Below are 18,936 nucleotides of genomic sequence, written 5' to 3'. Positions count from 1 at the left end.
CGCGGATGAGAGTGCGTTGGCGACATGAACAATGTTTGACTATGGATCAACCGTTTTTCCGTGCCGTGGTAGCGTCGTTGCCGAGAGGTGGAGAATGACAATCAACATTCAGCGCTACGCGACGCCGTTCTTTACTGGCTTGTTCCTCGTTTCGATCGCTCTCGCTCGCCGCGGCACTTTTCTATGTAGTTCCAGGTCCAGGAACTGAGCGTGGCCGCGCCGGCCGGCCACCCCATTTCGCCTTCGCCAGCATGATCCTCAAGAATTCCGTCTCCGAGGTCGCGCCTCTTCTCGGAACGACGCGGAGGCCGTCGTTCCGAAACTGGCCGGCGCCGGTTTCAAGGCCGCCGCACCCGACGTCGCCCTGGCGGACATTGCTGCCGGGTCGGGCAGGGACGAGGCAGCACTCCTCCAGACGTTGTTGTCGCGGCTTCGCTAGGCCTTCGAGATCGTCGCCTCACGCCCGTCGCCATCTCCAGCTTGTGATTTCCGGCATATCCTCGCCGTACTCCCTGATGAATGCGGCGTGCTCGGCGAGGTTGGCCTTCAGCTTCTCAGTCACGTCCGGCACCTTCGCAGCCAGACCCGTTACCCGTGCGATCGCCTCCAAAGCGAGGTGATACCGGTCAAGCTGATTCATCACCGTCATGTCGAACGGCGTCGTGGTCGTGCCTTCCTCCACGAAGCCTCTAACGTGGATGTTCTCATGGTTCGTCCGCCGGTACGTCAGGCGATGAATGAGGCTGGGATAGCCGTGGTAGGCGAAGATCACTGGCCTGTCCCTGGTGAAGATTTCGTCGAACGTCTGGTTGTCCAGGCCATGGGGGTGTTGATCCTGATCCTGCAGGGCCAGGAGATCGACGACATTGACGGTCCTGATCTTCAACGCCGGGATCGCGTCATGAAGAAGCATGACCGCGGCGAGCGTTTCCATCGTCGGCACGTCACCCGCGCAGGCCATGACGACATCGGGCGAGACCGTGTCTTCCTCGAAGCTCGCCCACTCCCAAACGCCTAGGCCGGCTTCGCAATGCCCGATCGCTTCGTCCATCGACAGGTACTGAGATTCCGGCTGCTTTCCCGCAACGATGACATTGACGCGGTTAAAGGTCCGAAGGCAATGGTCGCCAACCCACAGCAGCGTGTTGGCGTCCGGGGGCAGGTAGATGCGAACGATGTCGGCCTTCTTGTTAGCAACGAGGTCGACGAAACCCGGATCCTGATGCGAGAAGCCGTTATGATCCTGCCGCCAGACGTGCGACGTCAGCAGATAGTTGAGCGAGGAAATCGGCTTCCGCCATGCCAGCTCCCGCGAAACCTTGAGCCACTTTGCATGCTGGTTGAACATCGAATCGACGATGTGGATGAAGGCTTCGTAGCACGAGAAGAACCCATGCCGACCTGTGAGAAGGTAGCCTTCGAGCCATCCCTGACACAAATGTTCGCTCAGGATTTCCATGACCCGCCCGTCTCGAGCGAGATGGACGTCGTAGTCCTCGATCTTCTGCAACCATACCCGGTTGGTCTCCTCGAAGACGCTCCCGAGGCGGTTGGATTCGGTCTCATCCGGTCCGAAGATTCGAAAGTTGCTTCGGCCGGCATTGAGCTTGAGGACGTCGCGCAAGTATCTTCCGAGAACCTCGGTCGACTGGACTTGGAGTGACCCGCGCTCGCCCACTTCAACTGCATGTTCGGCAAGCTTCGGCAGGATCAGTTCGGTTCGGAGGCGACCCCCATTCGCGTAAGGAATAGCGCCCATTCTCTTGTCACCTTGCGGAGCAAGCGCACGCAGCTCCGCTTTCAGGCGGCCGTCCCCATCGAAAAGGTCCTCTGGTTCGTAGCTCCGCATCCAGTCCTCGAGGATCTTTCGGTGGTCCTCGTCACCTCGGCAGTTTGCAACCGGAACCTGATGGGACCTCCAGAAGCCCTCGACCTTCTTGCCGTCCACCTCCTTGGGGCCAGTCCATCCTTTCGGGCTGCGCAGCACGATCATCGGCCATCGGGGCACGTCGCTGTACTCGGGCTGGGACCGAGCATCCCTTTGGAATGCCTCGATTAGATCGAATGCCTGGTCGAGCGCCTGTGCCATTTTCCGATGCATCTCGGCGGGCTCGTGTCCTTCGACAAAGATTGGCTGATAGCCGTGCCCCCAGAACAGACTTTCGAGATCGCCGTCACGCGTTCGTGCGAGAATGGTCGGATTGGCGATCTTGTAGCCATTCAGATGGAGGATCGGCAAAACCGCGCCGTCGCGCTCGGGATTAAGGAACTTGTTCGAATGCCACGCCGCCGCCAGAGGTCCGGTTTCGGCCTCCCCATCGCCAATGACACAGGCGACTACTAGACCGGGATTGTCGAAGGCTGCCCCGAAGGCATGGACGAGCGCGTAGCCGAGTTCTCCCCCTTCGTGAATCGAACCGGGCGTCTCGGGTGCTGCATGGCTTGGAATTCCACCCGGAAAGGAGAACTGCTTGAAGAGCTTGCGCATACCGGCGATGTCTTCTGACACCTCGGGGTAAATCTCGCTATAGGTGCCTTCGAGATAGGTGTTGGCCACCATTCCCGGCCCGCCATGACCGGGGCCGCAGACATAGAGAACGTCGACGTCACGGTGCTTGATAATGCGATTCAGGTGGGCGTAGATAAAGTTGAGTCCGGGTGTCGTCCCCCAGTGGCCGAGCAGCCGCGGCTTGATGTGCTCGGGTCTTAGCGGCTCGCGCAGGAGCGGATTGTCCATCAAATAGATTTGGCCGACCGACAGATAGTTGGCGGCGCGCCAATAGCGGTCGGTCAGATCGAGTTCCTGTCCCAGCAGGGTCACATTGTCTGCCATTGTCGCTCTCCTCGATGAAGTCCATGTTGGCTGATGACGGTGAGTGCCTCGTCGGCGATCACCTGCTCCTCGTCAGTGGGGATGACGAACGCTTCGATGGCGCTGTCCTTGGCGTTCAGGACTGTCGCATTCGTCTTGTTGGCGGCCACGTTCAGCGAGAGTCCCATCCATGACAGGTGCCTCTCGATGCCTCTACGGATTTCCGGCTGATGTTCCCCGATGCCCCCTGTAAACACCAGCGCATCGACGCCGCCTGTTGAAACGGCAAGACGGCCAACCTCGCCGGCAATTCTGAAACAGAACAGATCGAGTGCCTCCTTTGCGGCGGGGCGGAAATCTTCCAGCAGCGCTTGAGTGTCGCCACTTATTCCCGAAACCCCCAGAAGGCCGCATTGGTGATAAAGAAAGGTCTCCAGTTTGTCGGCATCCGCAAACTCGGATCTGAGCAGGTGGATCAGCACCCCAGGATCGAGCGTGCCCGGCCGTGTCGCCATCGGGATACCGTCAAGAGTGGAAAATCCCATGCTGGTGTCGATGCTGACGCCGTCGACCATGCCGCACAGACTTGCGCCGCATCCAAGGTGAGCGCAGACCACCCTGGCGCCGCCGATATAAGGTGCGAATCTTTGAAGATAGTTGGCTATGTACTTGTAAGAGAGGCCGTGGAAGCCGTATCGACGTATGCCCGCGTCGTGCATTGCGCTGGGAATTGCCAGCCTTGTCGCGAGACTGCATTGCGAAGTGTGGAACGCCGTGTCGAACGATGCCGTCTGAATGACGGATGGATAGAGGGAGAAGACGGCATCCATCACGTTCAGCGCCTGAGGCTGGTGAAGCGGGGCCATTGGCGTCAAACTTCCAATTTGCGACATGACGCCGCCGGTGAGAAGCGTCGGCCCTTTGAAAATCAGCCCACCATGCGCGACGCGGTGTCCGACAAAGCCGATATGGTAATCGCCGTGCAACAGCCGATCAAGAACGCTTGAGATGACGTGGATGCTAAGGCCCTCCGAGGCGGCGGGCAGATCGATCTCTTGGATATCGTCATCGCTGCCATACTTGAGGCGAGGGTGCTCGCCGAGGGAGACGATAGCCCGGCCGAGGCGCTTGGCAGCACCGGAACTGATGTCGAAGATGCCGATCTTTAAGCTCGACGAACCGGCATTGATGGCAATCCCAACTTCCTTGTTCATGATGACCTCGCTCGGCCTTTGGCCTATCGGGAGCCGGCCTCTGTCACGGCGGACTCCAGAATCTGCAACGCATACTCGGCAGTTGCCTTCTCGTCGTCCGCGCAAAGCTTCAGCGACCGGCATCGATGCTTGAGGTCGTGCAGGATCCGACGCCGAACTCTGCCTACGACAGGCGCATGCTCCTTTTTCAGGAGTTCCTGCAGGCAGGCGACAGCGACAACCTCGCAAACAAGAAGCTTGCCTTCCACTTCGCCCTGGCTCGGAACGGCGAAGTGTTCGCCGCCAGGTCTGCAATCCCGATCAGTGGACAGCATTTTCGTTCTCCTTTGCACCGACGGCATCTTGCTCCGGTTCCAGGGCCCGTTTGACCTTGCGGAGAATGATGGCCCGTCCTTTCTGATCAGCCGCCTGCGTCAAACGGTCGGACAGGTCGAGGACGAAGCTCTGGAAGTCGTTGTGCCAATCCGGGCGGCCAAGTTGCTCGGCTGCAAGCCGGATACGTGCCGCATCCTCGATCAGACGGGCGCCGTCCTCGGTGAGGAGGAAACCATCGTCGAGCCGAGGCTCCATCACGGGAACCTTCAGGGTTTTCGACAGTCGTCTCGTCAGAGCGCTGCGCGCTGCGGGCTCGCCGTGAACGAGGAACACTCCTTTTTCAATAGGCGCCCGCGCAGAAACCCATTCCTCAAGATCGCTGGCGTCTGCATGCCCGCTGTAGGCATCGAAGGCTATGATTTTCGCGTGCACCACGATCTCGTCGCCCTGGATACGCACCACGCGGGCGCCGTCTTGGAGGATTCGACCGAGGGTTCCTGCTGCCTGGAAGCCCACCAAGAGAACCGTGCACTCCTGTCGCCAGAGCCAGTTGCGCAGGCGGTACCGGATGCGTCCTGCTTCACACATGCCGCTTGCCGCAATGATGATATGGAATCCGCGCACGAGATCGAGAGCCTTCGACTGCTCTGCGGATTCGGTGAACCTGACATTAGGCGCGTTGAGCGCACGTGTGAACGCGGCGGCGTTTGCAAGCTCTCCGGCCTGAGCTTTGAACACTTCGGTCGCTCTGGAGGCCAGTGGCGAGTCGATCATGATCGGCGAACGAGGAAGACTGCCGTCGTCCATCAATGCAACCAGGTCCGTCAGCACTTCCTGCGTGCGCTCCACGGCGAAGGAGGGGATCAGAAGCGCGCCGTTCGGATTGTTCGCCTTGCCTACGATCTCTCTCAAGCGGTTGCGGCGAGCGTCCTGCGTGTAGTCCTCGCGCTCGCGGTCGCCATAGGTGCTTTCGCAGACGAGGTAGTCGACGCCCGCAGGAGCCTGAGGCAGCCCTTCCAGCATCTTGTAGCGGGTGCCGATATCGCCCGAAAAGAGAAGACGCCGCGGACCATCGGCAACGGCCACTTCGATCTCGATAGAGGCCGATCCGAGCAGGTGTCCAGCGTTCCAGAAGCGGAACTTGACCCCGCCCACCGTTTCTCGCCACTGCTGGTACGGAACGGATACGAACTGGGGCATCACCATGCGGGCGTCGTCAGCCGTGTAGATGGGCTCGACAGGCTCCCGTGACCGCCTGCGGTTGCGGCGGTTGAGCTGCTTGACTTCGGATTCCTGGATGTGTCCGGAATCCTGCAGCATGACTCCACACAGTTCCATGGTCGGTCGGGTAGCATATATAGGTCCGCCGAATCCTGCCTTTGCGAGCTTTGGAAGCAGACCGGTATGGTCGATGTGGGCGTGAGTCAGGAGAACGGCGTCGATTTCCGCCGGATCGAAGGGGAAGGGCCGGTAATTGAGCTCCTTCTCGCTCTTCGAACCCTGGAACATGCCGCAGTCAATCAGAATCCGGGAATCCGCCACCTGGAGAAGGAAGCAGGAACCGGTGACCGAGCCGGCCGCGCCATGGAAGGATAACTTTGGTTCCTGCATGTTCCACCTATAAGCTTTGACGAGAGCATACAGGAGGAGGGCACCGCTTCCTTGACGGAGATCAATCTGGCCTCGATCCAATCGGAAAGCTCAGATGCGATCCTCTTCGCCAACCGGCGGCGGCCGAGCCACTCCCTAGTACGGATCAATCCAGGTGAGATGGTCCGTGATCGCTCTGACGCCTGGCACATTCTCAGCGGCAACCTTCGCGGCGAGACGCTCCCGTTCGTCGAAGATAGTACCGGAGAGCTCGGCTACTCCGTTTCTGACCTGGCAGCGTATCCTGCTCCAGCCTTGCTTCGCCATTTCGGCATCGACCGCCTCCTGGATTTGGGCGTCCTGAGTGGATGGAGCCGAAGGCTTTTCCACTTTCGTCAGGGCGCGCAGCAGGTCTGAACGCGATATTATGCCGACGAGTCTTCCGTCCGAGATCACGGGGAGTCGCTTCACCTCGTTTCGCTCCATCAGGCGCACGGCGTCGGAAAGCGCCGCGGTCGGAGGCACGACCACGAGGTGCGAATTCATTATTTCGTCAACACGCCGTCCGTGAGAGCGCACGTATTCGTCGGCGATCGTTCCGGGGCCTGCAAGCCAGCTTTGCAACCAGGACCGTCTGCGGTCCGTGTTGAGCTCGTATCGCCGCAGGAAGTCGCCTTCGGTAATCATGCCCACCAGCACTCCGTCGTCATCGACGACAGGAAGGCCACTGATCCGGTTGGCGAGCATTATTTCGGCCGCCTCCAACACCGTGCAGGATGCGCCGACGGTGATCGGGGACGGGGTCATTGCGTTCTCGACTATCATGTGTGGTTCTCCGATCCAGAACCTCTTTCTCAAGCTGCTCGATCCACGACATCGGCTGAAGAGGGACGGCCGATACAATCATACATCTGCACGACGTACGCATTGACGGAGGTCAAAGATCCGCCCGTGCCTCCCGGTGGGTTAACCACATTCCCGGAAACATGGGCATCCAGAACGACATTCCTCGGAAGATCAGCGTGGCAGCAAGAGCGACTTCGATGCTGACTCCAAGCAAGTGGAGGACTGCGACGCAGCCTCCTTCGAACGAGCCCAGGCCGAGCGGGATAGGTGAGACGGTTGCAACGACCGACGCGAGAACGAAGGCGAGAAACGCAGGAGAGGGGCCGATGCTCGCCCCGAGAGCTCGCGCGGCGAACCAGAGCGTGGTCGCGTCCAGAACGAAAATCGCCAGTTGAAAGAAGATTGTCGGGCCCAATACCTTCGGATCGCTAGCCATGTCGGTCCGAACCTGTGCAAGCGCTTTTGCAAGGCGCGCCATCAGCGGCCTGCGGAGGAGAGACCTTGGGATCCAACGGCCCTTGGTAACCGTCACGGCGACGAGGGAGACGGTGATCAAGATAACGATCGCGGCAAACATGATCGAGAGCCATTCCCACGTGTCGCTAAGGTCGCCGGTTGACCACAGTAGGACGAAGGCAAGCGCCGCCATTAGAAAGTAGGCGGCGTAGTAGGAAAGGGCGGCGACCAGCAAGGCGGTTATGGCGATGGAAGATGGGATCCGTCTCCGCACGAGGCCGCGGGCAACCAGCAGACTTCCGCTCAGGCCGCCTGTAGGGATCGCCTGGTTGGCGAAGAGTTCCATGACAGCCAGTTTGAGAAGGTCCGCAAGTCGAAGCTGAAAACCTGCACGCCTCGTGACCATCTGCCAGACGGCGGCGGCGCAGGCGTAGGTGCCAAGCTGACACGATATAGCCGCTGCGATCCAAAGCGGACTCGCCGCTTTCAACACGGCCAGCAGTTCGGCGATGTCGGCGAAGTGCAACAAGAGTCCCATCACGCCGGCAAATATCAGCGCGCCGGCGAGCCAACCCATGATCGCACGTCCCGAAGATTGCTCAGATTTCAGAAGCAGGTCGTCCGACGCAGCCGAATGTCCCTTCGCGTTAGCCAACGGTCGCCTCCGTGGTCGTCGCGGTCTTGGGATCGCCAGCCTTCCGTTGAAGTGGCGGAAAATCCTCGGGCGTGATCGTCTCGCGCTCGAGCAGCAAGTCCGCACCGGCGATTAGGTCCTTCATTCTCGTTGACAAGATCTTCTTGGCCTCTTCGAACGCGCCATCGATCATCTCGTGGACGGCGACGTCCACCTGACGGGCGGTGGCCTCCGAATAGTCCCTGTCATACGCGCCGGGGTGCCCGTCGTTCAGCCATTGCAGCCGGCGAGGTTCCAGAACCGCTTGTCCGACCTCGCTCATTCCGAACCGTGTGACACATTCTCTGGCTATATCGGTCGCTTTCGCGAGATCGTCCGCAGCGCCCGTCGAGACCTCGTCGAAGACCAGAGCTTCCGCCGCCCTCCCGGCGAGCAGCGCGATCATCCGCTCCTTGAGTTCGCTCGTGGTGATCAAGAAGCGATCTTCGGTCGGCCGCTGCAGCGTGTAGCCGAGAGCGCCGATCGACCTCGGGATGATCGACACCTTTTGAACCGGATCCGTCTTCACGAGCGAGGCCGCAGCCAGCGCGTGGCCCATCTCGTGATAGGCGACCCGTCTCCTTTCGTCCGGCGTGAGCATTCGACTTCTGCGTTCGGTTCCGACGATGATCCGCTCCACCGCCTGTATGAAGTCCGCCATGGTAACAGCGGCCGCGTTCCGGCGCGTCGCGCATATGGCCGCCTCGTTGACGAGGTTTGCGAGGTCCGCTCCTGTGAAGCCGGGCGTCAGACCGGCTACGTCGTCCATGTGCAAGCCGGGCTCGATTGTTACCTTCTTCGCGTGCACCGACAGGATTGCCGCACGCCCCTTGCGATCGGGCCGTTCTACCACGACCTGCCGGTCGAAGCGTCCTGCACGAAGTAGTGCCGCGTCAAGGATCTCGGGGCGATTGGTTGCGGCCAACAGCACGATGCCCACGCGCGGGTCGAAGCCGTCGAGCTCGGACAGAAGCTGGTTGAGGGTCTGCTCCTTTTCATCGTTTCCGCCAAATCCACCGACTTGGCTTCGAGCGCGCCCAAGTGCGTCAAGTTCGTCGATGAATATGATGCATGGCGCGGCCTGACGAGCCTGCTGAAAGAGATCGCGCACCCGCGCGGCGCCCACGCCGACGAACAACTCGACGAACTCCGATCCGGAGATCGAGAAGAAAGGGACGCCGGCTTCTCCCGCAACCGCGCGAGCCAGAAGCGTCTTGCCCGTTCCGGGCGGCCCGACGAGCAGGATGCCCTTCGGAATGTGAGCGCCGAGACGCCCGTAGCGCACCTTGTCCTTCAGAATGGACACGATCTCCTGCAACTCGGCCTTCGCCTCGTCCGCACATCGTCGAAGGTGACGCCAGTCGCGCGTTCCAGATAGACCTTGGCCTTCGATTTTCCGATGCTGACCAGGCCGCCCATGCCTTGCTGTTCGGCGATCCCACGAAAGATGAAAAGCCAAAGACCGAACAGCAGGAGAGTCGGGATTGCCCAGGAAAGCATTATAGTGAGCCAGTTGCTGTCAGTGCCACCAGAGACCTCGACGCCGGCTTTTTCGAAGACCTCAGCGGCGACCGGATCGACGCGAGCGGAGACGAAATGGGTCTTGCCGGACTGCGATTCCTTGAAGACGCCTTCGATCGTGGTTTCCGTCACTGTCACCGACCGAACCTTGCCTTCGGCGACCATCCGCATCACGTCGCTGTAAGGGACATGCGCAACGTCGCGCGAGGCCAGCCAGAATGCGACCGATGCCCAGATCGCCAAGGCTGCGACCAGATATCCGATCCGTATGACCCTCTCACGTTTCATCGCGGTTCCGCCTAGCTGTTTCCTCAAGGCTTCTTCGCACATCTGCTCCTTGCATTCCTTGACCTTGGTCAAGGTGGAGGTTGCTTGAGGAGCAATTGGCAAAAGGGCAACGAGCGCAGTTCCCTCAACGAATTTTGACAAGGATCAAAGACGGGAGACCGACCTGCCGTAATATCTACGTGAGGAGGAGGAATACCATGTTTGCAAAGATTCTCATCCCAACGGACGGCTCCAGACTTGCGGTCACGGCCGCAGAGAAGGCAGTGGCATTTGCCAGAGACGCGAACGCATCGGTCGTGTTCATCTGCGTAATCGAACCGTTTCGGATTTTCACGACAGACAGCGACAAGCTCGCTGCAAGCCAGGAAGACTATGATCGGCTGTCCGATGCACAAGCCGTTCAATTCCTAGACGAGGTCGAATTGCGCGCTCGTCATCAGGGGGTTGCCTGCTATACTGTCAAGCTCAGAAGCAATGAGGTGCACGAAGCCATCGTCGAAACGGCCATTCAGAATGGATGCGATCTGATCGCAATGGGATCGCATGGTCGCGGCGGCGTCGCCGCGTTGATCCTCGGCAGCGTCACGAACAAAGTCCTCAGTCATTCGCGTATCCCCGTGCTCGTATATCGATGAAGGGATCGGGGGAATTTACCCGCCAACTGGAGAAACGAAATGATCCAAGACACCGATCAAATCTATCCCATCCCCTCGAATCTTCCGGCTATTGCGGCTGCGGAGAAGCTTCTGGAGGCAGGCGTCGGCTTTCAGGTCCAGGTTTTGAACGCGGCGTCGCGCCTCCAGATCGAGTCCTTCGATTTCCTGATGCGACGTTACCAGCAGCAGGTGAGGTTAGTTGGTGACCTCGTCGGCAGCGCAGGATACAACGACGCTCTCGACACCATCGGCGACTTCGTTCGAGTTGCTAAAATCGACTACGCCGGCGAAGCGAGCAATATGCTCATGATTGGTTCGAAGTTGGCCTCTCAGGCAGCGCATCGCATGCGCGAGGAGGCCCGTACGACGTTGGAGGACAGCGCTGCGCGCACGGTCGCATAGCCCTCTGAAGGCTGTTCCATATCCGTAAAATGCCGCTATTGAATTTGTTGGCGGGGCGACCCGGCTGGCTATCATCATCGACCGCCATCTCGGCATGAACGGCGTCCTGAACGCGTGGCCGATGATGCTCGACGAGCGTCTGATCAACGACGTCCGGCGGCACGACAGCCCTCTGCTGCGAAGGATCGAACCCGTGCTGCACGAGCAGCTCCAGCGCGCCATCATCGAATGCCGGCGCAAGCAAGTCGAGCGCCTCTGGATGGATCTCATCGACCGGGGAAGCCTCGCCGGTCACGAGATCGAGGAGGTCCTCTGAGTCGAGGACAAGATCCCGATCCCGACGCCGAAGATCCGCCGAAAGATCAGACAGCGTTTGCACGGATGAAGGAGAGGGAGCTTTGGGCATGAGGGCCTCGCTCAGCCCAAAAAACACAAGAGGACGGTTCCCAACCCGAGCTCTCAACGCGGGTTGCTTGCTTGTCAATGCTTTCTTGCAAGATCATACGCCAAACGGATAAGTCTCATCCTCGCCGGTGGTTACTTGTGTCGGCAGTGGAACCACAGCACTTGTCTGATCGAACCACGCAAACGCGTCGTACTGGCCGGGCATCGACGCATAACTGTAATGGCTCCAGCGCTCCGTATCTGGCCGATAGACAACGCCGATGTAGCGTTCAAGTCGTGGTTCAGCCATGACGCGGCGAAGATCTTCATGTTTCCCGGCGCGAAGATCCAGAAGGAAACGCTCGGTGCCGACGTCGTGGCATAGCGCTTCATAACTGTCGGGGCGAGACGGTCGGACGGCCTTGATTTCCATCGGTGCGTCCCACTCCGACGCTGCCGCGACGGTACCGGTATGCGTGCCAAAGCCGATCAGGGCTGCATCGTTTCCGTAGGTCTGTCTACACAACTGGCCGAGGTTCAGTTCACCCCGCTCCATACCCATATCGGTAAATCGGGCGTCTCCGATATGAGAGTTATGTGCCCAAACGACGGCTTTTCTATTTGAGCCTGTCTTCTCAAGGATGTTCTGCAACGTGTTGAACATGTGCTTGTCACGCTGATTCCATGACTCGTGGGCGCCGTAGTACATGGCGCGATAATAGCGCTCCGCATCTGCTACTAAGAGGGCATTCTGCACGGCGTCGAAGAAGTCCGCGCCATCCTGCCTGGCGTACTGAAGCTCCTTCTGCAAAAGATCGATCAGGATCCTTATTATCGGTCCCTCGCATAGGGCGTAGCCTTCACTCAGTGATGCGCGGCCATAGGCGGCCGGCTCTCGCGACCACGGCGAGAGACACGCGTATCGCCCACGTGCCAGTTTCGCGGCCTGAGGGTCGACGCGATCGAGATAGGCAAGCACAGCGGCCATCGATGCCGTCATGTTGTAGAGGTCGAGGCCATAAAATGCGACTTTCTCGCCTAGCGGTTTCAAGGCATTGTGGGTACGCAGAAATCCGATGAAGGCATCAACATCCTTGTTGCGCCACATCCAGGTCGGAAAGCGGGTAAACGGCATCGGGTTCATCGGCCGATGCGGGCTCCGCCGCACGTAACGGTCGATTGCTGCGGCATCCGGCCAGTCAGCTTCGACTGCGACAATCGTGAAGCCGTGTTTCTCGATCAGCCGGCGCGTGATGGCAACGCGCGCCCGGTAAAACTCCGAGGTTCCATGGGACGCTTCGCCGAGCAACACTACACGAGCCTGGCCGAACCGATCGAAGGCGTCGGCGAAGGCCGGATCGTCCAGCGCGGGCAACGGCTCGGCGGCGGATCGTAGTACTTCCGCTATCGATGCCTGCGATACTGGCTGCGTTGCTGTGGCCGCGGATCCGTGGCTGAGGGCTTTCGGGGCGAGGTAATGCTGGAACCAAGCAGTTGCCATCTCGGTCACCGCCTCAAGTGCGCCAGGTTCCTCGAACAGATGCGTGGCGCCGGGGACGACCCTCAACAGTTTCTCGCAGGTCAGGGCGGCAAGGGCTTCGCGGTTTAAAGCAAGAACCTGCTCGTCATGGCCACCGACAATGAATAGCGTTGGCGCTTCGACCTCGGTCAGCCGTCGCCCGGCCAGATCTGGACGACCGCCACGCGAAACTACCGCCGATACCCGCTCCCGAAGCTCCGCCGATGCTAGCATTGCTGCTCCTGCCCCGGTGCTTGCTCCGAACAGGCCTAACGGCAAATCAGCGATGTCCGGCTCAGCACCGATCCAGATCGCAGCCTCGAGCAAGCGCTCCGCGAGAAGCGGGATATCAAAGACGTTGCGGCGGTCTCCTGCCTCATCCGCCGTCAGCAGATCCAAGAGAAGGGTTGCGAAGCCCGCGTCATTCAAGCTGTCGGCGACGGCAATGTTCCGCGGACTGAGCCGGCTCGACCCGCTGCCATGAGCGAACAGGATAATGCCGCGCGGGTCCGGCGGAACGCTCAAATCGCCAACCAGACCGAGTGGCGGGACAGCAATCTGCCGTTTGCTGGGGCTCGGCTCGGCTTTCGCGGATTCGGTCCATCCCTGCCTCAGAAGTCCAATCGTCTCTTCATCGGTGAGCTGGTGGAAATCCTCGTAAAAGGAGCCAACGCCCCAGAAATCTTTGGCGGGATGAAGGCATACGACCACGTCGGCATATTGACGCATCTCGGCGAGTGTTTCTTCCGGCGCGACTGGAATGGCGAGAACGATTTTTGCGGCACCTTGGCCTCTCATAGCAATAAGCGCCGCTTTCGCCGTCGCCCCTGTGGCAAGTCCATCATCGACAATGATTACGGTGCGACCCTTGGGGTCTACTCGCGCGCGGTTGCCGAGGTACAGCGCGCGGCGGCGCTCAAGTTCGACAAGTTCGCGCTGTCGGGCGCGTTCAAGGTAGGCATCGTCAGCACCACTCCCCAGCCGCACATTCTGGTTAATGACCGTCTCCGGGCTTTCACCATCCACAACGGCGCCCAGCGCGACTTCAGGCGCGCCTGGCGCGCCAATCTTACGTACAAGGATCAAATCGAGCGGAGCATTTAGGGCGCGCGCGATTTCTAGCGCCACCGGCACCCCACCGCGTGGCAAGGCATAGGCAACTGGACGATCGAGCTTCAGCTTGACGAGCTTGGTTGCAAGCTGACGACCAGCATCTACCCTGTCCAGGAACTGAAAGTGTTGTTGATCCATCAAATGAATATACGTGATCTCTAATTTGCTGCATTGAGCGAAGTCAAACCACTTCTAAGATCGAGATCAGATCCAATGCTCTCACAAACCTTGATGGCTCCGGCCTAAAGGCTCCCTAGTCAGCGTGAATGTCGTTGAACGTGGGCCGCGGTCACCAACCCCAATGCATCGACACCCACAACGCGCATTGGGCGACGCCCGACAATGGTCGCCGAGTGCCTCACGGTATAGAGAAGACAGCCAAACGGCCCAGCCACTAAAATGCGGAATCTCTAAAACTCTACGGTTCCGAATTGTTCCCACCGGCCTGTCAACCGAGTACCGTATCTGTCAGGAGGCGGCAATCTTCCTTGCTGTATCCTGGACAAGACCGAGCCGCTTAAGCTCGAGGAGTGCATCAGGAAGGGCGCGATGAGCCGGGTTGGCGGGCTCCGACCGTGCGATGACACTGGCGACCAAAGCCGGAACGTCGACTGTAGTGCCACCCGTATTGAGGATAGCTGACGCCACCTCGGCAAAGAGATCGTCGGATTTCCGCAGTCGCAACGCATGACGTGGCATTCCTCCTCCTCGAAGTAGCGCGCTGAGCCACTTCCCGTCCCACGAAGGCGAACTCGCATAAAGCTCGTTTCCTGAGAGCTCCGCCATGAGTTCCCTGACGACGAGTTCGACGTCGCTTCCTTCCTCTTGCAGGCGATCGCGCGAGATACCGTGGACCTTTTCCGCATCTGCGGACCAGTCCGTCCATCCGGGCTTTGGCTTGATCAGGAACGACCGCGAGCGACCGTCCTCGAAGACCCAGGCAATTTCGATGGGGTAGCTGTGCTTGCCAAGGGAGGAGGCTTCGAAGTCAAGGAATATGATCATGGCCAGTAGGTAGAGCGGGACCGAGTTGGTCGCAACGCCCGATCGAAACCCACCGACGGGAAGATCACGATCGGATCCCGCTCTCCTTGAGCTCTCGATAGGCCAGCCCAGCTCGAACGCGTCAACGTCGGCCACGACCATCGGATCGAGGAGGCGGCGGAAATCGATCGTGAGGACGGTCGCCGCGAGGAGAGGGTTGGCGACGAATCTGTAAGAACCGTGCGATATGCGGGTTCCGTCAACCCAGTGGTGCGATGACCGTGGAGGGACACTAGGTTATCGGTTGCCGCCACCTCGACTCCTCTTGCAACGAGGCATTGAAGTTGGTGGCAGACAACGTCCTGAACATTCGGACTCTCAGGTGGGTTGGCCGTGAGTTTACGGCGCGACACTTGGTTGGCGCGAGTCCAGCGTGCTCGCGTCGCGGATAAGCTCGTACTTCACTTGCGTGACCCTCAAGTCGCGATACCAGTCGACGAGCGCTCCCCAGGGATCCGACACCTTGTTGAGGCCCGCAATGAAGGCGACGACTGTCCCAATCTCGATCTTGCCCGTTATGACATAATAGCCGCCAAGCGCGAATATTCCGGCAAAACCGAGCTGAAACATCAGGTTCATCAGGAAGTTGAGCGCGTACTTCAGCTTGTAGATGCTCATGTTGGTCGCGAATAGTCGCTGAACACGGGCGGCCTGGTGCTTGGGCGATTTCGGCGAGGTGTGGTCGACCATCTCCTCGCTAAGGTGGCGCATGACGGTGATCTTCGTCTTGACCCGTTGATTGATGAGCCCTTGGAGAACAGGGACCAGGACGGACTGCGGAACGAATACGGCGATGACGGCGAGAGCGAGAAGTGGCTGAAGGTAGATCATGTAGCTGCCAACTGCCAGGAGGATGCCTGCCTGGAGAATCGGCTCGGAGATGCTGGTGCCGACAAACCCGCCCACAGGTTCCGCCTCTGCGAGCACGATCGACATTTCGACGCCTTCGGCCAAGGTCGTAAGATCGTCGGGATGACGCTCTTTCGTATCGATGACTGTCATGCGAAGCCATCGAACGGCGACTTCCCCGATCCAGCCGCGGTAGATGTTCAACACGAGCTTGATCCCGCCTTCGCTCAGGACCAGCGCCAGGTAGGCTAGCACGAGAGCGAGGATCGTGTTCAGGGTTGCTCCCTGCGTCGCGCCGTTTACGATGCGCCGTTGAACCTCGAGCGGCAGAATTCCCACGGCGAACAAGACTACCGACAGCAACACCAACAACGCCTGATGGCCCCGTCCCATCATCAAGATGAAACCGGAAAGCCTCCGCGGCATAGGTTCTTCCTTGCGAGATGGCATATCCGCCTCCGTGTCTTCCTGTGCGGGTGCCTCGTGTAGTCTGCCCTCAAATCCCATTGCGCGTCCTCCTGCGAGGACATTCAGCCAGATCCTGGCCTGCGCTTCATTGACCCACCGCAATTTCGCTGCCGCTCGGTAGGTCACGCGGAGGTCGAGCGCCTATTCTTACAAACCCCATCTTCGGACAAACCAAACCTTCGCCAGATGTGCGAGGGTTGCATAGAGAAAGAGGATTGCCGTCAGCATTGGCCAGTACAGAAGAGGCAGGGACACGAATCCCAGCGCGCTTCCGACGCCAGTAAAAGGTAGGAAAATGCCGGCGCCCGCGATGAGGAGGCTCGTTGTCACGAGGGCGGAGCTGGCTGAGCTTTCGATGAAGGGAATGCGTGCAGTCCGTATGACGTGTATGATCAACGTCTGCGTCAACAGGGACTCCACAAACCACCCCGTCTGGAAAAGGGCGGGGGTCGTCCACGCCTTGAACACGAACAGCATCATGGCGAACGTCAGATAGTCGAAGATCGAACTAACCGGTCCGAGCACCAGCATGAAACGGAAGATGCCAGCTATGTCCCACCGCCGCGGCGATACGACGTATTCCTCGTCGACCGTGTCGGTCGGAATGGCCGTTTGCGAGAGGTCGTACAGCAGGTTGTTGGTGAGAACCTGGATTGCTGTCAGGGGCATGAACGGCAGGAAGATGCTCGCACCAAGGACGCTGAACATGTTTCCGAAATTCGAGCTCGCGCCCATTCTGATGTACTTGGTGATGTTCGCGAACACCTTGCGCCCCTCGATGACGCCGTCTCGCAGCACCAGCAGGTTCTTTTCCAACAGGATGATGTCGGCCGACTCCCGAGCTATATCCACGGCGCTGTCTACCGAGACGCCGACGTCCGCGCTCTTGAGTGCCGGGCCGTCATTGATGCCGTCACCGAGGAACCCGACCACGTGCCCGCTCGCCTGTAGGAGCCGGACGATGCGCTCCTTCTGACCTGGAGTGAGTTTCGCGAAAACCGTGGCGGACGCTGCCGTCATCGTAAGCTCGACGTCCGTCATTGCGTCGAGGTGTGGGCCGAGAAGGACGTCCTGGGCCTGGATTCCGACGTCGCCGCAGATCTTCCGTGTGATGACCTCGTTGTCTCCTGTAAGTATCTTCACGCGGACGCCGCTGGCTTCCAGTGCGGCGATGGCCTTCGAGGCGCTCTCCTTTGGCGGGTCGAGGAACGAGATATAGCCGAGCAGAACGAGGTCGCTTTCGTCTTCGACGCCGTAGTCCGGCTTCGTCTCGCTCATCTCCTTGTAGGCGACCGCGACGACTCGGAAGCCGCTCTTGTTGAGCAGTACGGTCTCTTCCTTAGCCGTCTCCAGGTGTCGCGCGTCCAGCGTCCCGATGGCTCCAGCATCTTCGTATCTCGTCGAAACCGCGAATATCTCCTCGACGGCCCCTTTGCAGATGAGAATGCGCTTGTCGCCTCCGTCGGAGACGATCACAGACAGCCGACGACGAGAGAAATCGAATGGGATCTCGCCGATCTTTTGGAAATGCTCGTCGACTCCAAGAGTCTCGTGGACGTCGCCGTGCTCCAGAACGGCGACATCGAGGAGGTTCTTCAGTCCTGATTGAAAGTAGCTGTTGAGGTAGGCGTAGTGCAGCACGCGCGGCGAATCCGCGCCATGGATGTCGACGTGCTGCTTCAGGATAATTTTGTCCCGCGTCAGCGTCCCAGTCTTATCGGTGCACAGGACATCCATCGCGCCAAGGTTCTGGATCGCATCCAGACGCTTGACGATCACCTTGGACCTAGCCATCGCCAGCGCGCCCTTGGCGAGGTTGACGGTGACTGCCATCGGGAGCATCTCGGGTGTCAACCCGACGGCGATCGCCACGGCAAACAACAGAGCCTGCAGCCAGTCCCCCTTGGTGATCCCGTTGATGAGGAATACCGAGGGGCCGAGAACGAGAGTCACGCCGATCATCAACCAGGTAAACCGCTTGATCCCGCGATCGAACGCCGTCTCTTCCTGCTGTGCCACGACCTTCTCGGCCAGTGCTCCAAAGAAGGTGTTTGCCCCTGTTCGGATCACCAGGCCTCGACCGAACCCGCTCACGACGTTCGAACCCATGAAGCAGAGATTGCTCCGGTCCAAGGGGCCCTCTATCCGATCACGGCAGGGAGTTGCTTGCTTTTCGACGGGCATTGCCTCGCCGGAAAGCGCCGACTGGTTCACATAGAGATCCGTGGCCTCGAGGAGGCGGAGATCGGCGGGTATGAGATCGCCCGCCGACAGTACCACGACGTCTCCAGGTACGAGGTCTTCGACAGCGGTATCTATAGTCTTGGGATGCGCCTCGCCAGGACGGTGAGCGCTTGCAGTTGTCCTTACCATCTCGCGGAGCTTCGCGGCGGCCTGGCTGGAACGATGCTCTTGGACGAATGCCATGCCCACGGAGAGAACGACGATCGCAGATATGACGATTGCAGCCCGGATATCTCCGAGGGCGTACGAGACGAGCGCGAGTGTCAGCAATAGGGCGTTTAGAGGGCTCTTGGCACGCGACCAGATCTCGCTGAGCAGTGGCACGCGCCGCTCACGACTAACCACGTTCGGGCCATATTGCTCTCGCCGCAGTCGAGCTTCAGCGGACGAGATGCCAGAATGGCCTGAACGAAGCAGCTCGCAAGCTTTGTCCTGCGAGCACTCGCTAATCGTCCCGAGGTCTTCGAGAGGAGGTGTGGGCGAGTATATGGCGTCGGCAATCCGCGTTCCAGCTCTCACGTTCATCATGCCGCTCGAGCCTC

General features: G+C 59.7%; 15 protein-coding genes and 1 pseudogene. 3 read left to right on the top strand and 13 right to left on the bottom strand.

What is annotated here, in order from left to right:
- Window positions 1-457: 457 nt before the first annotated feature.
- From ACSQ9D_RS09560 to ACSQ9D_RS09525, 8 genes are all read right to left on the bottom strand, one after another.
- Complete coding sequence (locus ACSQ9D_RS09560; protein WP_436282030.1) at window positions 458-2,833, bottom strand: phosphoketolase family protein; 2,376 nt, start codon at window positions 2,831-2,833, stop codon at window positions 458-460.
- Window positions 2,818-4,026 carry an acetate/propionate family kinase gene (locus ACSQ9D_RS09555; RefSeq protein ID WP_436282029.1) on the bottom strand — a complete coding sequence of 403 codons (1,209 nt, stop codon included), beginning with the start codon at window positions 4,024-4,026 and terminating at the stop codon, window positions 2,818-2,820. The genes ACSQ9D_RS09560 and ACSQ9D_RS09555 overlap by 16 nt, the downstream gene beginning before the upstream one ends.
- Window positions 4,027-4,049: 23 nt before the next feature.
- The gene (locus ACSQ9D_RS09550) at window positions 4,050-4,340 is read right to left on the bottom strand and encodes a hypothetical protein (RefSeq protein ID WP_436282028.1); all 291 of its coding nucleotides are present in this window, start codon (window positions 4,338-4,340) and stop codon (window positions 4,050-4,052) included.
- Window positions 4,327-5,952, bottom strand: a complete 1,626-nt coding sequence (locus tag ACSQ9D_RS09545; RefSeq protein ID WP_436282027.1) for an MBL fold metallo-hydrolase — start codon at window positions 5,950-5,952, stop codon at window positions 4,327-4,329. The genes ACSQ9D_RS09550 and ACSQ9D_RS09545 overlap by 14 nt, the downstream gene beginning before the upstream one ends.
- Window positions 5,953-6,087: 135 nt before the next feature.
- Window positions 6,088-6,756 (bottom strand): CBS domain-containing protein, encoded by a 669-nt coding sequence (locus ACSQ9D_RS09540; protein ID WP_436282026.1) that lies wholly within the window; start codon window positions 6,754-6,756, stop codon window positions 6,088-6,090.
- Between the two features lie 112 nt (window positions 6,757-6,868).
- Window positions 6,869-7,888 carry a lysylphosphatidylglycerol synthase transmembrane domain-containing protein gene (locus ACSQ9D_RS09535; protein WP_436282025.1) on the bottom strand — a complete coding sequence of 340 codons (1,020 nt, stop codon included), beginning with the start codon at window positions 7,886-7,888 and terminating at the stop codon, window positions 6,869-6,871.
- Complete coding sequence (gene ftsH / locus ACSQ9D_RS09530) at window positions 7,881-9,299, bottom strand: ATP-dependent zinc metalloprotease FtsH (RefSeq protein ID WP_436283804.1); 1,419 nt, start codon at window positions 9,297-9,299, stop codon at window positions 7,881-7,883. The genes ACSQ9D_RS09535 and ftsH overlap by 8 nt, the downstream gene beginning before the upstream one ends.
- Window positions 9,200-9,715: an ATP-dependent metallopeptidase FtsH/Yme1/Tma family protein gene (locus ACSQ9D_RS09525; RefSeq protein ID WP_436282024.1), complete on the bottom strand. Its 516-nt coding sequence runs from the start codon at window positions 9,713-9,715 to the stop codon at window positions 9,200-9,202. The genes ftsH and ACSQ9D_RS09525 overlap by 100 nt, the downstream gene beginning before the upstream one ends.
- Before the next feature lie 197 nt (window positions 9,716-9,912).
- Here ACSQ9D_RS09525 and ACSQ9D_RS09520 point away from each other — a divergent pair, with 197 nt between their 5' ends.
- From ACSQ9D_RS09520 to ACSQ9D_RS09510, 3 genes are all read left to right on the top strand, one after another.
- A complete protein-coding gene (locus tag ACSQ9D_RS09520) occupies window positions 9,913-10,350 on the top strand; it encodes a universal stress protein (RefSeq protein WP_436282023.1) in 438 nt (145 codons plus the stop codon).
- A 39-nt stretch (window positions 10,351-10,389) separates the two neighbouring features.
- Window positions 10,390-10,773, top strand: a complete 384-nt coding sequence (locus ACSQ9D_RS09515) for a phasin family protein (RefSeq protein ID WP_436282022.1) — start codon at window positions 10,390-10,392, stop codon at window positions 10,771-10,773.
- 94 nt (window positions 10,774-10,867) lie between these two features.
- Window positions 10,868-11,089, top strand: coding sequence for a hypothetical protein (locus ACSQ9D_RS09510; RefSeq protein ID WP_436282021.1), 222 nt, complete (start codon window positions 10,868-10,870; stop codon window positions 11,087-11,089).
- Window positions 11,090-11,272: 183 nt separating this feature from the next.
- Here the strand turns inward: ACSQ9D_RS09510 and ACSQ9D_RS09505 are convergent, their stop codons facing one another.
- The 5 genes and pseudogenes from ACSQ9D_RS09505 to mgtA all read right to left on the bottom strand — a co-directional run bounded on the left by ACSQ9D_RS09505 (window position 11,273) and on the right by mgtA (window position 18,922).
- Complete coding sequence (locus ACSQ9D_RS09505; RefSeq protein WP_436283803.1) at window positions 11,273-13,201, bottom strand: erythromycin esterase family protein; 1,929 nt, start codon at window positions 13,199-13,201, stop codon at window positions 11,273-11,275.
- 186 nt (window positions 13,202-13,387) lie between these two features.
- Window positions 13,388-13,927 (bottom strand): annotated as a pseudogene (locus ACSQ9D_RS09500) (phosphoribosyltransferase); the annotation flags it as partial.
- A 330-nt stretch (window positions 13,928-14,257) separates the two neighbouring features.
- Window positions 14,258-14,794 (bottom strand): 3'-5' exonuclease, encoded by a 537-nt coding sequence (locus ACSQ9D_RS09495; protein ID WP_436283802.1) that lies wholly within the window; start codon window positions 14,792-14,794, stop codon window positions 14,258-14,260.
- A 378-nt stretch (window positions 14,795-15,172) separates the two neighbouring features.
- Window positions 15,173-16,108, bottom strand: coding sequence for an ABC transporter ATP-binding protein (locus ACSQ9D_RS09490; protein WP_436283801.1), 936 nt, complete (start codon window positions 16,106-16,108; stop codon window positions 15,173-15,175).
- Between the two features lie 189 nt (window positions 16,109-16,297).
- Window positions 16,298-18,922 (bottom strand): magnesium-translocating P-type ATPase, encoded by a 2,625-nt coding sequence (gene mgtA, locus ACSQ9D_RS09485; protein ID WP_436282020.1) that lies wholly within the window; start codon window positions 18,920-18,922, stop codon window positions 16,298-16,300.
- Window positions 18,923-18,936 lie beyond the last annotated feature (14 nt).

The organism is Rhizobium sp. LjRoot258, from assembly GCF_964254185.1.
Taxonomy (GTDB): Bacteria; Pseudomonadota; Alphaproteobacteria; order Rhizobiales; family Rhizobiaceae; genus Rhizobium.
This window is presented reverse-complemented; position numbering and strand designations above follow the sequence as displayed.

Bases quoted from the DNA above. Each gene is read 5' to 3' on its own strand.
- ACSQ9D_RS09515 (WP_436282022.1), top strand. From the start codon at position 10,390: ATGATCCAAGACACCGATCAAATCTATCCCATCCCCTCGAATCTTCCG.
- ACSQ9D_RS09545 (WP_436282027.1), bottom strand. From the start codon at position 5,952: ATGCAGGAACCAAAGTTATCCTTCCATGGCGCGGCCGGCTCGGTCACC.
- ACSQ9D_RS09495 (WP_436283802.1), bottom strand. From the start codon at position 14,794: ATGATCATATTCCTTGACTTCGAAGCCTCCTCCCTTGGCAAGCACAGC.
- ACSQ9D_RS09520 (WP_436282023.1), top strand. From the start codon at position 9,913: ATGTTTGCAAAGATTCTCATCCCAACGGACGGCTCCAGACTTGCGGTC.
- ACSQ9D_RS09555 (WP_436282029.1), bottom strand. From the start codon at position 4,026: ATGAACAAGGAAGTTGGGATTGCCATCAATGCCGGTTCGTCGAGCTTA.
- ACSQ9D_RS09560 (WP_436282030.1), bottom strand. From the start codon at position 2,833: ATGGCAGACAATGTGACCCTGCTGGGACAGGAACTCGATCTGACCGAC.
- ACSQ9D_RS09490 (WP_436283801.1), bottom strand. From the start codon at position 16,108: ATGCCGCGGAGGCTTTCCGGTTTCATCTTGATGATGGGACGGGGCCAT.
- ACSQ9D_RS09540 (WP_436282026.1), bottom strand. From the start codon at position 6,756: ATGATAGTCGAGAACGCAATGACCCCGTCCCCGATCACCGTCGGCGCA.
- ACSQ9D_RS09550 (WP_436282028.1), bottom strand. From the start codon at position 4,340: ATGCTGTCCACTGATCGGGATTGCAGACCTGGCGGCGAACACTTCGCC.
- ACSQ9D_RS09510 (WP_436282021.1), top strand. From the start codon at position 10,868: ATGAACGGCGTCCTGAACGCGTGGCCGATGATGCTCGACGAGCGTCTG.
- ACSQ9D_RS09525 (WP_436282024.1), bottom strand. From the start codon at position 9,715: ATGAAACGTGAGAGGGTCATACGGATCGGATATCTGGTCGCAGCCTTG.
- mgtA (WP_436282020.1), bottom strand. From the start codon at position 18,922: ATGATGAACGTGAGAGCTGGAACGCGGATTGCCGACGCCATATACTCG.